13 protein-coding genes and 1 tRNA gene are annotated in these 14,066 nt (G+C 58.2%); 10 read left to right on the plus strand and 4 right to left on the minus strand.

What is annotated here, in order from left to right; all coding sequences use genetic code 11:
• Positions 1-59 precede the first annotated feature (59 nt).
• Genes ACVWXD_RS02745 through ACVWXD_RS02755 form a run of 3 tightly spaced genes read left to right on the plus strand, consistent with a single transcriptional unit; the run spans position 60 to position 3,225 of the window.
• Positions 60-1,469 carry a circularly permuted type 2 ATP-grasp protein gene (locus ACVWXD_RS02745; RefSeq protein ID WP_032887446.1) on the plus strand — a complete coding sequence of 470 codons (1,410 nt, stop codon included), beginning with the start codon at positions 60-62 and terminating at the stop codon, positions 1,467-1,469.
• Positions 1,470-1,474: 5 nt separating this feature from the next.
• Positions 1,475-2,425, plus strand: a complete 951-nt coding sequence (locus tag ACVWXD_RS02750) for an alpha-E domain-containing protein (RefSeq protein WP_032887448.1) — start codon at positions 1,475-1,477, stop codon at positions 2,423-2,425.
• Positions 2,422-3,225, plus strand: a complete 804-nt coding sequence (locus ACVWXD_RS02755) for a transglutaminase family protein (protein WP_099602923.1) — start codon at positions 2,422-2,424, stop codon at positions 3,223-3,225. Before ACVWXD_RS02750 ends, ACVWXD_RS02755 begins: the two co-directional genes overlap by 4 nt.
• Before the next feature lie 203 nt (positions 3,226-3,428).
• On the opposite strand, the gene ACVWXD_RS02760 is transcribed toward ACVWXD_RS02755, so the two are convergent.
• Positions 3,429-4,235: a c-type cytochrome gene (locus ACVWXD_RS02760; RefSeq protein WP_442117964.1), complete on the minus strand. Its 807-nt coding sequence runs from the start codon at positions 4,233-4,235 to the stop codon at positions 3,429-3,431.
• Positions 4,236-4,876: 641 nt separating this feature from the next.
• On the opposite strand from ACVWXD_RS02760, the gene ACVWXD_RS02765 reads away from it, so the two are divergent.
• The 3 genes from ACVWXD_RS02765 (at position 4,877) to ACVWXD_RS02775 (ending at position 9,044) form a co-directional block, all read left to right on the plus strand.
• On the plus strand, positions 4,877-6,082 hold the full coding sequence (locus ACVWXD_RS02765) for an acetyl-CoA C-acetyltransferase (protein WP_260368193.1): 1,206 nt from the start codon (positions 4,877-4,879) through the stop codon (positions 6,080-6,082).
• A gap of 16 nt (positions 6,083-6,098) precedes the next feature.
• Positions 6,099-8,246 (plus strand): 3-hydroxyacyl-CoA dehydrogenase NAD-binding domain-containing protein, encoded by a 2,148-nt coding sequence (locus ACVWXD_RS02770; RefSeq protein WP_457370651.1) that lies wholly within the window; start codon positions 6,099-6,101, stop codon positions 8,244-8,246.
• 84 nt (positions 8,247-8,330) lie between these two features.
• Positions 8,331-9,044, plus strand: a complete 714-nt coding sequence (locus ACVWXD_RS02775; protein ID WP_457370652.1) for an amidotransferase — start codon at positions 8,331-8,333, stop codon at positions 9,042-9,044.
• Here ACVWXD_RS02775 and ACVWXD_RS02780 read toward each other — a convergent pair.
• From ACVWXD_RS02780 to ACVWXD_RS02790, 3 genes are all read right to left on the minus strand, one after another.
• Positions 9,041-10,012: a magnesium and cobalt transport protein CorA gene (locus tag ACVWXD_RS02780; RefSeq protein WP_032887457.1), complete on the minus strand. Its 972-nt coding sequence runs from the start codon at positions 10,010-10,012 to the stop codon at positions 9,041-9,043. The two genes, ACVWXD_RS02775 and ACVWXD_RS02780, sit on opposite strands and share 4 nt — an antisense overlap.
• A gap of 140 nt (positions 10,013-10,152) precedes the next feature.
• Positions 10,153-10,875, minus strand: coding sequence for a lysophospholipid acyltransferase family protein (locus ACVWXD_RS02785; protein WP_095185333.1), 723 nt, complete (start codon positions 10,873-10,875; stop codon positions 10,153-10,155).
• A 213-nt stretch (positions 10,876-11,088) separates the two neighbouring features.
• Positions 11,089-11,781: a crotonase/enoyl-CoA hydratase family protein gene (locus ACVWXD_RS02790; RefSeq protein WP_032887461.1), complete on the minus strand. Its 693-nt coding sequence runs from the start codon at positions 11,779-11,781 to the stop codon at positions 11,089-11,091.
• A gap of 319 nt (positions 11,782-12,100) precedes the next feature.
• On the opposite strand from ACVWXD_RS02790, the gene ACVWXD_RS02795 reads away from it, so the two are divergent.
• The 4 genes from ACVWXD_RS02795 (at position 12,101) to arsH (ending at position 14,031) form a co-directional block, all read left to right on the plus strand.
• Positions 12,101-12,190 (plus strand) — tRNA-Ser (locus tag ACVWXD_RS02795).
• Between the two features lie 232 nt (positions 12,191-12,422).
• Positions 12,423-12,770: a metalloregulator ArsR/SmtB family transcription factor gene (locus tag ACVWXD_RS02800; RefSeq protein ID WP_457370653.1), complete on the plus strand. Its 348-nt coding sequence runs from the start codon at positions 12,423-12,425 to the stop codon at positions 12,768-12,770.
• Positions 12,771-12,846: 76 nt separating this feature from the next.
• Positions 12,847-13,317, plus strand: a complete 471-nt coding sequence (locus ACVWXD_RS02805; protein WP_457370654.1) for an arsenate reductase ArsC — start codon at positions 12,847-12,849, stop codon at positions 13,315-13,317.
• A 12-nt stretch (positions 13,318-13,329) separates the two neighbouring features.
• Positions 13,330-14,031, plus strand: coding sequence for an arsenical resistance protein ArsH (gene arsH / locus ACVWXD_RS02810; RefSeq protein WP_032887537.1), 702 nt, complete (start codon positions 13,330-13,332; stop codon positions 14,029-14,031).
• The last annotated feature ends 35 nt before the right edge of the window (positions 14,032-14,066 follow it).

Consider the following 14,066-nt stretch of genomic DNA (forward strand, 5'->3'; position numbering starts at 1 on the left):
TTATGCCGCTGGCACGGGCCTTGCGATGGTTCTTGCGTCCGGGTGACAAGGAGTACGGCATGATCCGCACTTATTACGACGAAATGTACGATGGAGCGGGGCAGGTCCGCCCCCATTACCGCGAGTTCGCCCGCTGGTTAGCCGAGACCCCTGCAGAACTGCTGGCCCAGCGCCGGCGTGAAGCCGATTTGCTGTTTCATCGCGCCGGTATCACCTTCACGCTTTATGGCGACGAGCAGGGCACCGAACGCCTCATTCCTTTCGACACCATCCCTCGCAGTATCCCCGCCAGTGAGTGGCGAATTGTGGAGCGCGGCTGTATCCAAAGGGTCAAGGCGCTGAACATGTTCCTTGCCGACCTGTACCACGAGCAACGCATCATCAAGGCTGGGATCATCCCCGCCGAACAGGTGCTGGCTAACGAGCAATACCAGTTGGCGATGCAGGGTCTGGACCTGCATCGCGACCTGTATTCCCACGTCTCCGGGGTCGACCTCGTACGCGATGGCGACGGCACTTACTACGTGCTTGAAGACAACCTGCGCACACCGAGCGGCGTGAGCTACATGCTCGAAGACCGCAAGATGATGATGCGCCTGTTCCCCGAACTGTTCGCCGCCCAGCGCATCGCGCCCATCGACCACTATCCCAACCTGTTGCTCGACACCCTTAAAAGCTCCAGTCCTTTGGATAACCCCAGCGTGGTGGTGCTGACGCCGGGGCGCTTCAACAGCGCGTTCTTTGAACATGCGTTCCTTGCCCGGGAAATGGGTGTGGAACTGGTGGAGGGCGCCGATCTGTTCGTACGTGATGACCGCGTCTTCATGCGCACCACTGACGGACCTAAGGCGGTGGACGTGATCTACCGCCGTCTCGATGACGCGTTCCTCGACCCGCTGGCCTTCAACCCGGATTCCATGCTCGGTGTGCCGGGCCTACTGGCGGCCTATCGCTCCGGCAACGTGGTGCTGGCCAACGCCATCGGCACCGGGGTGGCGGATGACAAGTCGGTGTACCCCTTCGTTACCGAGATGATCCGTTTCTATCTGGATGAAGAACCGATCCTAAAGAACGTTCCTACCTTTCAATGCCGCAAGCCTGACGAATTGTCCCACGTACTGGCCAACCTGCCGGACCTGGTGGTCAAGGAAACCCAAGGCTCCGGCGGCTACGGGATGTTGGTGGGGCCGGCGTCCACGGCGGCTGAAATCGAAGCGTTCCGGGCGCGAATCAAAGCCAAGCCTCATGCCTATATCGCACAGCCGACGCTCTGTTTATCCACCTGCCCGACCTTTGTCGAAAACGGTATCGCCCCGCGCCACATTGACCTGCGCCCGTTTGTGCTGTCCGGCAAGGAAACCCGTGTGGTGCCGGGCGGCTTGACCCGCGTGGCGCTGCGCGAAGGTTCGTTGGTGGTCAACTCGTCCCAGGGCGGCGGCACCAAAGACACCTGGGTGGTTGAGGACTGAATGCCATGTTGAGTAGAACTGCCTCGGATTTGTATTGGATGTCGCGCTATCTGGAGCGTGCGGAAAACCTCGCGCGCATGCTCGATGTCAGTTATTCGCTGTCGCTGATGCCTCAGGATGGGCGCGGCGATGGCCTGCATGAATTAGCCATGCCGCTGCTGATCACCGGCACCCTGGATGATTACCGCGAGCGCCACGGTGAATTGCATGCCGAACGCCTGCTGCACTTCTTTGCCCTGGACGCGGCCAACCCGGCGAGCATCTACAGTTGCCTCGGCTCGGCGCGGGCCAGCGCCCATGCGGTGCGTGGGCGAATTACCGCCGACATGTGGGAAAACATCAACGCCACTTGGTTGGATATTCGCGATATCGCTCAGCAAGGTCTCAGCCGCTACGGTATGAGTCGCTTCTGTGAGTGGGTTAAGGAACGCTCCCATCTGTTTCGAGGGGCGACCTACGGCACCATCATGCGCAACGATGCATTCCGTTTCATTCGTTTGGGCACCTTTATCGAACGCGCTGACAACACCCTGCGTTTGCTTGATGCGCGCTATGAAATGGCCGGCGACCGTGCTGAAGCCGTCACCGATGGCACGGCCCACGCCTACTATCAATGGAGTGCCTTGCTGCGGGCGTTGTCGTCGTTCGAGGCCTACACCGAGATCTATCGCGACGCCCCTGGCGCCCGGCAAGTCGCCGAATTATTGCTGTTACGCGCCGATGTGCCGCGCTCGCTGCGCGCCTGCAGTGAAGAAATCGACCAGATCCTTGCCAGCCTGCCCGGCCTCAACGGTCGACCGGCCCAGCGCTTGGCCGCCGAAATGGACGCGCGCCTGCGCTTTACCGCGATCGATGAAATCCTTGAGGAAGGCCTGCACGCCTGGCTGACCGACTTTATCCCCCTGGTCCGCCAATTGGGCGACGCCATCTACAGTTCCTACCTGGAGGCGGCATGAGACTCTCCATCAGCCACGAAACCACCTACCACTACGAGGACCAGGTTCGCGCCAGCATCCAATACCTGCGCCTGACGCCCCATGACAGCGAGCGTCAGCACGTGCTCAGTTGGCAACTGGACCTGCCGCGCCCGGTGCGCGCCCAAGTGGACCCTTTCGGCAATATCCTGCACGTGTTGACTCTGGACGAACCCCATGACGCCATCATCATCGGCGCCCGTGGCCAAGTGGATATCGACGAATTACGCGAAGCCGAGCATGAGAGCCAGTCGGCGTTTCCGTTCCTGCGTTGCACGCGCCTGACTGAACCGGATGACGCCTTGCGTGGCTTTGCCGCACAGCATTGTCGTCAGCGTCGCGATCGCACCGCGCTAATCGATCTGATGCACGCGCTCAACCAAGCGATGGTCTACACGCCAGGCGCTACTGAGGTCGACACCTGCGCCGCCGAGGCCTTCGCTGGGGCTGCGGGCGTGTGTCAGGACCACACCCACGCGTTCCTGGCCTGCGCACGCAGCCTGGGCATTCCTGCGCGGTATGTGTCGGGGTATTTGTACACCGAAGACAGTACGCATCTGGCCAGCCACGCCTGGGCCGAAGCCTGGTTGGATGACGCCTGGTACAGTTTTGACGTGACCAACCAATTGGCGCGCCCGGAGCGGCATCTCAAGCTGGCTGTGGGACTGGATTACCTGGATGCCTGCCCCGTACGCGGCATGCGTCGTGGCGGCGGGCATGAGCAAATGCACGCCAAGGTGTTTGTGGCGCCGACGCCGGTGGTTTCTGTGCAGCAGCAATAAATGATGAGTGGGTCGTGGCTTGTTGGGGGGAGAGAGCTTTCTTTGGTGAGCGGGCTTGCCCCGCGCTGGGCTGCGAAGCAGCCCCAAGACCATCCGCCGCGTAATGCCTGCCCGACAAAATTCTGCTGTATTGGGGCTGCTGCGCAGCCCAGCGCGGGGCAAGCCCGCTCACTACACGAAACTGTCTTTCGAAGGAGGCTGGCTCAGGGCTGCTGCTTACGCCCCGCCATATGCTTCAAATACCCCACCAATAAATCCAGCTCGCTGTCAGGCAATACACTGGCAGCGAACGCCGGCATCTTCGCCTGGGGCCAATGCCTCAAACTCTGCGGATCACGGATATAGCGCTTTAGGAAATCCCCACCGAAATATTCGGTAGGGCTGTAGGGGATATTCAGATCCGGACCCACCTGCGCATCGCCTGCGCCATTGAGGCGATGGCAGGCCAGGCAGTTTTTCTGGAACAGTGCAAAGCCCTGGTTGATGGGATCATTCGCCGCCAGTTCCGGATCGGGTAGCAGCGCGGGGAAGCGCTCGGCTACGGTCTTCAATTGCTTGATTGTCGAGACTTGAAACGGCCACTGCTCGGGGCTGATGTGCCCCGCCTGCGGGTCGGTCCACACCAGATAAAACGGGCCGGCACTGTGTTTGCCATCGGCCAGGGCGGGCCACGGTTTGGCCGGATCTTCCACGGCCAACCACGCGCGCGCGCCGTTTTGTTCCAGCAGCGGTGCGGCGGTCAGTTCTGCAGCGAAGCCATCCAGGGCAACCGCTTGCACATGGCTCTGTGGCGTTAGGCCTGGTAAGAGCACCGCCAGCGGCACCGCGCGATAGGTCATATTGCGCTTGTAGGAAACGTCATCGACGATCTGCACCGTCTGCGCATCCGGATGCTTGAGCAGGTCGGCGGTCTGCCAGGTCTTGCGGGTGTGGTCCAGTTCGATAGTCAATTGCGCCGCGTCTGCGGGCAGAGCAAGCAACAAGGCTAAGAGTGCGAAGATCGGTTTCAAGACAGAGGCCCCGGGTTAAGTGGCGATGGGGCTCACGATACCGGAAAAACGCGCGTAAAAAGGCAGCCCCTGCAACGGGGTCGCTATGCACGAAGTCCCGGCAGGTGCTGCCAAAAAGCTGCAATCCTGATGCACAAAGCGCGGAGGATAGAGGGTCACCCAATGACCTTGGTCAAATTGGGCAGGATCAGAATCAGTGTGGTGGCGAACAGAATAAGTCCCGCCTGACGTACTTTCGAATGCTTGAACATGGCTGACTGCCTTTTGTTGTTATTCCTGAGCGTCAAATACGTGCCGTTTTATTTCAGTATGGCGCTATGACGTGTCACTTTTCTTACAGTTGCTCCAGCAAAACCCGGCAGCAACATCTTACTGATTGAACCTTAGAGCCCTCGTTCTTCGCGGCTTAGATCCATTTCATATCAGCTAATCAGGATTTCAGCTTAAAAAGGCATGAGGCAGAACGCCATCTTGGCGCCAATGCCTTGGCTAGACAGCTAAAACGATTAATCAGCCTATGCGCTTAGGGGCCTACCGTTCGTCCGAGCGTGGGGGTCAAAAGCAATGAGCGCATCCGTCATTGAAACCGTGTCAATCGGGCCTAAGGTAAGGGCACTACTGCGCAATGGTTCGAGGATGTCATGACCCAAGCTTTGATCTTTGATGCGATACGCACGCCCCGGGGCAAAGGCAAGGCAGACGGCGCCTTGCACAGCGTGAAACCGGTAAATCTGGTGGCAGGTCTGCTCACGGCGCTGGCGCAACGCAGCGACCTCGACACCCACCAAGTGGATGACATCGTGCTCGGCTGCGTCACCCCAGTGGGCGACCAAGGCGCCGACATCGCCAAGACCGCCGCCTTGGTAGCGAACTGGGCGATCAGCGTGGCTGGCGTACAGGTCAACCGCTTCTGCGCCTCGGGCCTTGAAGCAGTGAACCTGGGGGCGATGAAAGTGCGCTCCGGCTTTGAAAACCTGGTGGTGGTCGGCGGAGTCGAGTCTATGTCCCGTGTGCCCATGGGCAGCGATGGCGGTGCCTGGGTGCTGGACCCGCAGACCAACCTGCACAGCCACTTCACACCCCAAGGCATCGGCGCGGATCTGATCGCCACCCTGGAGGGTTTCAGTCGCCAGGATGTCGATAGCTTTGCCCTGCAGTCCCAGCAGAAAGCGGCCAGGGCCAGTGCCGATGGTTCCTTCAGCAAGTCGTTGATCGCGGTGCAGGACCAGAACGGTATTGTCCTGCTGGACCATGACGAATTTATCCGTGGCGACTCGACCCTTGAAGGCCTGGGCAATCTCAAACCGAGCTTTGAGATGATGGGGCAAATGGGCTTCGATGCTACGGCTCTGCGGGTCTACAGCCATGTGGAACGCATCAACCACGTACATACCCCGGGTAATAGCTCCGGCATTGTCGACGGCGCCGCACTGATGTTGATCGGCTCTGAAGCGAAGGGTCGCGAACTGGGTTTGCAACCGCGGGCGCGCATCGTCGCCACGGCGGTTACCAGCACTGATCCCACCATCATGCTCACGGGGCCCGCGCCAGCCACACGAAAAGCCTTGGCCAAGGCCGGTTTGCGCGTGGAAGACATCGATCTGTTCGAGGTCAACGAGGCCTTTGCCTCAGTGGTGCTCAAATTCATCAAGGACATGGGCATCGATGCCGCACGCGTCAACGTCAACGGCGGTTCCATCGCAATGGGCCACCCGTTGGGCGCCACTGGTTGCGCGATCCTTGGCACTCTGCTTGACGAGCTTGAAGTGCGCCGGCAGCGCTACGGCCTGGCCACCCTGTGTGTCGGCGGTGGCATGGGCATCGCCACTATTATCGAACGTCTCTGAGCCTAAGGAATTTCTAATGACCGATGCCATTCGTTACGAAAAAGGCCAGGACCAAATTGTGGTGCTGACTCTCGACATGCCCGGCCAGAGCGCCAACACCATGAACGGTGTTTACCGCGATGCCATGGCCGCTGCGGTTCTGCGCCTTGAGTCGGAAAAGGACCACATTGCCGGCGTGATTATCACTTCTGCAAAGAAGACTTTTTTCGCGGGCGGTGACCTCAATGAATTGATCAAGGTCGAGAAGTCCCACGCCAAGGATTTCTATGAGAGCGTGTTGGTGCTTAAAGCGCAGTTGCGTCGCTTGGAAACCCTCGGCAAGCCGGTCGTGGCCGCGATCAACGGCGCGGCGCTGGGCGGCGGCTGGGAGATTTGCCTGGCCTGTCATTACCGTGTCGCGCTGGATGACAAATCGGTGCAGCTTGGATTGCCGGAAGTCACCCTCGGCTTGCTGCCGGGCGGCGGTGGCGTGGTGCGTATGGTGCGCATGCTCGGCTTGGAAAAAGCCCTGCCGTATTTGCTGGAAGGTAAAAAAGTACGGCCGCAACAGGCACTCCAGGCGGGGTTGATCAACGAGTTGGCGGTGGACCGCGATGGGCTGCTGGCCAAGTCCCGCGCTTGGATTCTCAGCAATCCCGAGGCTAAACAACCCTGGGACAGCAAGTCGTACCAGATTCCCGGCGGCACTCCATCGAACCCAAAAGTCGCGCAGATGCTGGCGATTGCACCGTCGATCCTGCGCAGCAAAACCAATGGCTGTTTTCCGGCTCCAGAGAAAATCCTCTGTGCTGCCGTTGAAGGCGCTCAGGTGGACTTCGACACCGCGCACCTGATCGAAACCCGTTACTTCACCGAGCTAGTCACCGGGCAAGTGGCGAAAAACATGATTGGCACCTTCTGGTTCCAACTCAATGAAATCAACGCCGGCAGCTCGCGACCCAAGGGTTTTTCACCTTACGTGACACGCAAAGTGGGTGTGCTTGGTGCCGGGATGATGGGGGCTGGAATTGCGTATGTCAGCGCCTGTGCGGGGATCGAGGTGGTGCTCAAGGACGTCACCCAGGCCGCCGCCGAGAAGGGCAAGGCACATTCGGCCGCGCTGCTGGACAAGAAGGTCAGCCGTGGGCAATTGACCGCCGAGCAGCGGGAAGCCACCTTGGCGCGGATTTACCCTACTACCTCGGATGCTGATTTGGTCGGCTGCGATTTGATCATTGAGGCCGTTTTCGAAGACCGTGAACTTAAGGCCAAGGTTTCGGCCGCCGCGCAACATGTGGTCGGAGCCGACGCGGTGATCGCCTCCAATACCTCAACGTTGCCCATCACCGGCCTTGCTAGAGCTGTGGCGGATCAAGGCAAATTTATCGGCCTGCATTTTTTCAGCCCGGTGGACAAGATGCCTCTGGTTGAAATCATCAAGGGCGCCCAGACCTCGGACGAAACCCTGGCCCGAGGTTTCGATTTCGTCCTGCAAATCAAGAAAACTCCGATTGTGGTCAACGACAGCCGCGGCTTCTTCACCTCGCGGGTGTTCGGCACGTTCACCAATGAAGGCATCGCCATGCTCGGTGAAGGTGTGGCCGCGCCGATGATCGAGACCGAGGCGCGCAAGGCCGGTATGCCGGTGGGGCCGCTGGCGGTGTCCGATGAAGTGTCCCTCAGCCTGATGAGCCATATCCGACAGCAGACGGCCAAGGATTTGCAGGCCGAAGGTAAGACGGTGCCAGGGCATCCGGCAACGGCGGTCATCGATCTGTTGGTGAATGAATACAAACGCGCGGGCAAGGCGGCGGGTGGCGGTTTTTACGAGTATCCCGCTGGAGGGCAGAAGTACCTGTGGCCGGAGTTGAAAGCCCGCTTTGAACGGCCGGGCCAGCAGATTTCGCCACAGGATGTGCGCGACCGTTTGCTGTTTATCCAAGCCATCGAAACTGTGCGCTGTGTGGAGGAGGGCGTGTTGATGTCCACCGCTGATGCCAATGTGGGATCGATCTTCGGCATTGGTTTTGCGGCGTGGAGCGGTGGGGCGTTGCAGTTTATCAATCAGTACGGCTTGAACGACTTCATCGCCCGTGCGCGTTATCTGGCTGAGCAATATGGGGAGCGCTTTGCGCCGCCAGTGTTGTTGCTGGAGAAAGCGGCGAGGAGTGAAGTGTTTCGGTGATTAATGGAGGGGCTTGCCTTGAAGGGGTGTTTCAAGGCAGGCTCTGGGTGTTCAATATTCCCATCGCCGTGTCAGGTATTTTTTATGTCGCTACGCGTCTGCATCCTGGAAACCGATATCCTGCGTCCAGGCTTGATCGATCAGTACCAAGGTTACGGGCAGATGTTCAAGCGCCTGTTCTCCAAGCAGCCGATTGCTGCCGAGTTTGTGGTTTACAACGTGGTGCAGGGCGAATATCCGTCAGACGCTGAAGTGTTTGATGCCTACCTCGTTACCGGCAGCAAGGCCGATTCCTTCGGTACCGACCCTTGGATCCAGACCCTCAAGACCTACTTGCTGCAGCGCTATGAGCGTGGCGACAAATTGCTCGGTATCTGCTTCGGTCACCAGTTGTTGGCATTGCTGCTCGGCGGCAAGACTGAGCGCGCCAGCAAAGGCTGGGGGATGGGCATTCATGACTACAAACTCGATGCCAAGGCCCCGTGGATGAGCCCTGAGGTGCCTGAGTTGACGCTGTTGATCAGTCACCAGGACCAAGTCACTAGCTTGCCGGACAATGCCACGGTCATCGCCTCCAGCGATTTTTGCCCGTTCGCGGCGTATCACATTGGCGACCAGGTGCTGTGCTTCCAAGGCCACCCGGAATTTATCCACGACTATTCGCGCGAGTTGCTGGAGATTCTTCAGACAACCCTCGGGGAAACGGTTTACACGAATGGTGTCGCCAGCCTGGAGCGCGACCACCACGGCGCCACCGTGGCGGAATGGATGATGCGGTTTGTGGCGCACAAAGCTTAAAGCCAGCCCGAGCGTTTGAAACTGGCCCACAGGCTGGTGCATCCCACCGCAATAAACCCGAGCACCGCAAAATAGCCATAGTGCCATTGCAGCTCGGGCATGTTCTGGAAGTTCATCCCATAAATCCCTGCCACCGCGGTGGGGAATGCCAGGATCGCCGCCCACGCGGCAAACTTGCGCTGCACCACGCTCTGGCGTGACGCCTCCAGCAACACACCGATTTCGATCGTCTGGCTGGCGATGTCGCGCAGGGTGGTGAGGTCCTCCATCTGGCGTGTCACGTGGATCTGCACATCACGAAAATACGGGCGCATGTTCTTGTCGATAAACGGGAAGCTCAGCTTCTGCAACTCCTGGCTGATCTCCACCATCGGCGCGACATATCGCTTGAGCCGCAGCACATCGCGGCGCAGACCGTGGATCTTCTGAATATCGCGTTCGCTCAGTGAACTGCACAGTACGTTGCGCTCCAGTTCATCGATCTCGGCGTGGATCGCCTCGCTGACCGGCTGGTAGTTTTCGGTGACGAAATCCAGCAATGCATAGAGTACGAAATCTTCCCCATGCTCCAGCAACAGCGGGCGCGCCTCACAGCGTTGGCGCACAAAGCCGTAGGACGCTGAGTGACCGTTGCGGGCGGTGATGATATAGCCGGTGCCGGCAAAGATGTGGGTCTCGATAAACTCCAGCTTGCCGTTCTCGCGCACTGGCGAATAGGTGACGATAAAAAGCGCATCGCCGAAGGTTTCGAGCTTGGGGCGGCTGTGTTTTTCCAGGGCGTCTTCGATGGCCAGTTCATGCAGGTTGAACTGGCGCTGCAGGTTGGCTAGCTCCTGGGCATCGGGCTCTTCCAGGCCGATCCACACAAAATGCCCGGGCTTGGCGGCCCAGGCGGCGCCTTCATCAAGGGTGATATCAGAGACTTTCTTACCGGCGCTGTAGACGGCTGCCGCAACAACTCTACCCATGGTGCTGATCACTTCTTGTTTGGAGGACAGATGTTGGGCAGCTTAGCTTGAATGGCGTTCCGTTGTAGACGTCGTTGCGGCGAGCTTTGTGTGGTGAGCGAGGTTGCTCGCGATGGGGAAGGAGCGCCCAAATAACGTGTTCAGGCGGACTGCACTTCGCGGTCCAGTTCTGCAATGCATGCATCCATCTGCGCCTGACACGCCTGCATCAATGCAGGGACGTCATTCGCTGTCAGCCCGGCTGTAGGAACGGGTGGCAAAGAACGTATGAGCACATCACCACTGTTCCAGCGATTAAGCTTCATATGAACGACGTAATTGCTGACGCACACCTGCACGATAGGTACACCCGCCGCAATCGCCATATGAAACGCGCCTTTTTTGAACGGCAGCAGGCCCTTGCCCAGATTGCGCGTGCCTTCCGGGAACACCCAGATCGACGTGTCTTTGTGTTGCAGCGTATGGGTGGTGGTCAGCATCGCACGGCGCGCCTTGTGCGCATTGCCGCGGTCGATCAACACATTGCCTGCCAGCCAGAACAACTGGCCGAACAACGGCACCCATTTCAGGCTCTTTTTGGCAATACACACTGTGCGATGGGGCACTACAGTGCCCACCACGAACAGGTCATAGTTGGACTGGTGGTTGGCGATGACCACGCAGGTGCCGGGCTTGTTGCGCAGCGAGTCGACATCGGCCTTCACGTTCAATCGCAAGATGCGCATCGCGGGCAGCGCATACAGGCGCGCGCACAGGCGGCTGTTGTCCGGGTTGAACGGCCGGCAGATACCTAGAAAAACCCCGAGCACACCCGCCACCATAAAGTGCAGGCCCATCAACAACATACGCAGCAGAAAAAGCATCGACACGGCCTATCGGGACAAAAGGTGGCGCAGTGTACGGATGTGCACTGACTTCGGCAATTACCCAGGTAGAGGTCGGAGATAGGCGATGTTTAAGCGTATGTTTCAACATGTGCCGACACTGGCTGGCTAGAGCGGCTAGGGGCGTTTCGGATTTACGTGTAAGAAAAAGCCCGACACAAGGTCGGGCTCTGGCACAGCAGGTGTAGGGACTTAGCTCAGGTTGTGGCCCTGATCCTGGATAATTGCATCGTCCAAGGCTTCCAGGAGCGCTTTACGCACTTTCAACTTGGTGTGCTTGTGGGCATTCATATTGATCTTCTTCAACTGGCGCGCCGCTTCCAGTGCCGCTGCGTGCAGTTCTTCAGGCGCCACCACCTTGTCGAGGAAACCGGCCTGCAACGCGCCCTGCGGGTCAAACATCTCGGCATTGATCACCGAGCGGTGGAACGCCGACTTGCGCAGACGATCCCGCGCCAGCTCGATCCCTGCGTGGTGCATGGTCATGCCGATTGCCACTTCATTCAGGCCGATGCTGAACGGGCCTTCCACCCCAATCCGATAATCGGCCGACAGCAACAGAAACGCGCCCTTGGCCACGGCATGCCCAGGGCACGCCACAATTACCGGGAATGGGTGCGACAACAGACGACGCGCCAACGTCGAGCCCGACGTGACCAGGCCGATGGCCTCTTTAGGGCCTGCCGTCATCACTTTCAAATCATAACCACCCGACAAAATCCCCGGCGTGCCGGTGATCACCACCACCGCCCGATCTTTCTCGGCTTGGTCCAGCGCTGTATTGAACGCACTGACAACATCCGGAGAAATGGCATTCACCTTGCCGTTGCTCAAGGTCAGGGTCGCGATACCGTCTTCGAGGTGGTAGGCAATCAACTCACTCATGACGCGGTTCCTTGTAGGACTTGTTATAGAAGAATGCAGCAGACGTTACCCACCACGCCCGTTCCGGTAAAGCGCAATGACTGACTGGCCAGTCAGCCTTTTCCCGTATCCCTGGTCGAAAATGGCCTGCAGCCGGGCACAGTACCCAGCGAAGACCCTCTGAACCCTCCCCGAGATTGGCATAATCACCGTCCTCCCGCGGACCCATTCCGGTATAACCGTCTAACCGCATGAAAATTCTGAAAAAAACCTTTGCCATCAGAAAGGCTTTCGACTACATTAGCGCGCCTCGACAGACTGAACTGGTTTGACGAGATACGGTGAAGTGTCCGAGTGGCTTAAGGAGCACGCCTGGAAAGTGTGTATACAAGAAATTGTATCGAGAGTTCGAATCTCTCCTTCACCGCCACATTAAGTAAACACAAACCCCTGATTTTCCTAGAGAAAGTCGGGGGTTTGTGGTTTTTGGCATTCAAAAAAAGCCCCATTAGCGGGTTTGCGACAGGGTCATCTCGTATGGGCGCTCACGAAGGTCCTGCGTACGGTTACCATCGCCCCAAAGAAACCCACCCGATCGATAGCTTGCTTTAAATATGTGTGTATCCGTATATTCGGTTATTCACATATAGCAAGTGGCCCACATGATTACGCCTCCAGAAGTGTTTAAGAGCCTTGCTGAGGAAACTCGCGCACGCGCTACTTTGCTGATTGCCTCCCAAGGAGAACTCTGCGTCTGCGAACTGATGTGCGCTCTCGGCGACAGCCAATCGAAGATCAGCCGTCACCTCGCACAGTTACGCAGCATTGGTCTCCTGCTGGATCGTCGGCAGGGACTCTGGGTTTACTACCGCTTAAATCCGGACCTTCCCAGCTGGGTGCACGAGATCCTGCAAGTGACGTTACGAGCCAACGTTCACTGGCTGCAGGGCGACACTTCCCGTCTACAGAATATGGATGGACGCCCTGTCCGCGATGTTGCCTGCTGCTAATCCCAACTGTTAACCCTATCGAAGCTGGCGCTGCGCCTAAGTGTTTAATGCCTGCGAAGAGTGGAAGGAGTAATTAATGCGAGTCTTGTTCATGTGCACGGCCAACAGCTGCCGAAGCATTCTTTCAGAAGCCATGTTCAACCACCTGGCGCCGGAGGGTCTCAAAGCGGTGAGCTCCGGAAGCTTTCCCAGGGGGCAGGTGCTACCTCGCAGTTTGACTACTTTGACCCAGTCGGGCATTTCCATCGAAGGCTTGAGCAGCAAGGGCAACGAAGCGTTCGAAGATAACCCTCCGGATATCGTCATTACCGTATGCGACAAGGCAGCAGGTGAGTCTTGCCCGGTGTATTTCGGCCCAGCCGTGAAAGCTCATTGGGGCCTGGAAGATCCTTCCGATGTGATGGGGGACGAAGAAGAAGTTGATGCCGCTTTCCGAGCCACGCTCGCTTGCATCGAAAAACGCTGTAAAGCGTTCTTTGCGCTTCCCTTCAACAGCCTCAGCCGCGATGAACTCAAACGCGAGCTGGATCAAATCAGCAAACACTGAGAAGGAGGACATATGTCAGAGCAACTGCCCAACCTAGACCTCTCTCTGTTCGACCCCCTGCCAATTGCATCTCGCCCGAAAGATCAAAAGCCTCGAATTCTCTTGCTGTATGGGTCGACCCGCGAGCGCTCTTTCAGCCGTCTCCTCGTCGAAGAAGCTGCGCGTTTACTGGAGCACTTTGGTGCGCAAACCCGTGTGTTCAATCCTAGTGGGTTGCCACTGCCCGACGACGCATCGGTGAATCATCCTAAGGTGCAGGAACTGCGGGATCTGATGTTGTGGTCGGAAGGTCAGGTCTGGTGTTCACCAGAACGGCATGGCGCGATGTCAGCGGTGTTCAAGGCGCAGATCGATTGGGTGCCTCTTGAACTCGGCGCTGTTCGCCCCACCCAGGGAAAGACCCTGGCCGTGATGCAGGTCTGCGGTGGTTCACAGTCCTTCAATGTGGTTAATCAGTTGAGGGTACTGGGTCGCTGGATGCGCATGTTCACGATACCCAATCAATCCTCTGTACCGAAAGCCTATATGGAGTTCGACGAGGCAGGCCGAATGAAGCCTTCTGCTTTTTACGATCGCGTGGTCGATGTGATGGAGGAACTGGTGAAGTTCACCCTGTTGCTGCGTGACCAAAAGGCGTTTTTGGTGGATCGTTACTCGGAACGCAAGGAAAGCGCGGAACAGCTCATGGCGCGCGTGAACCAGCGTTCAATCTGAGTTCAATAATGGCCATTGAAATCAGAGCGGCACGG

The organism is Pseudomonas sp. TE3911 (assembly GCF_054062775.1).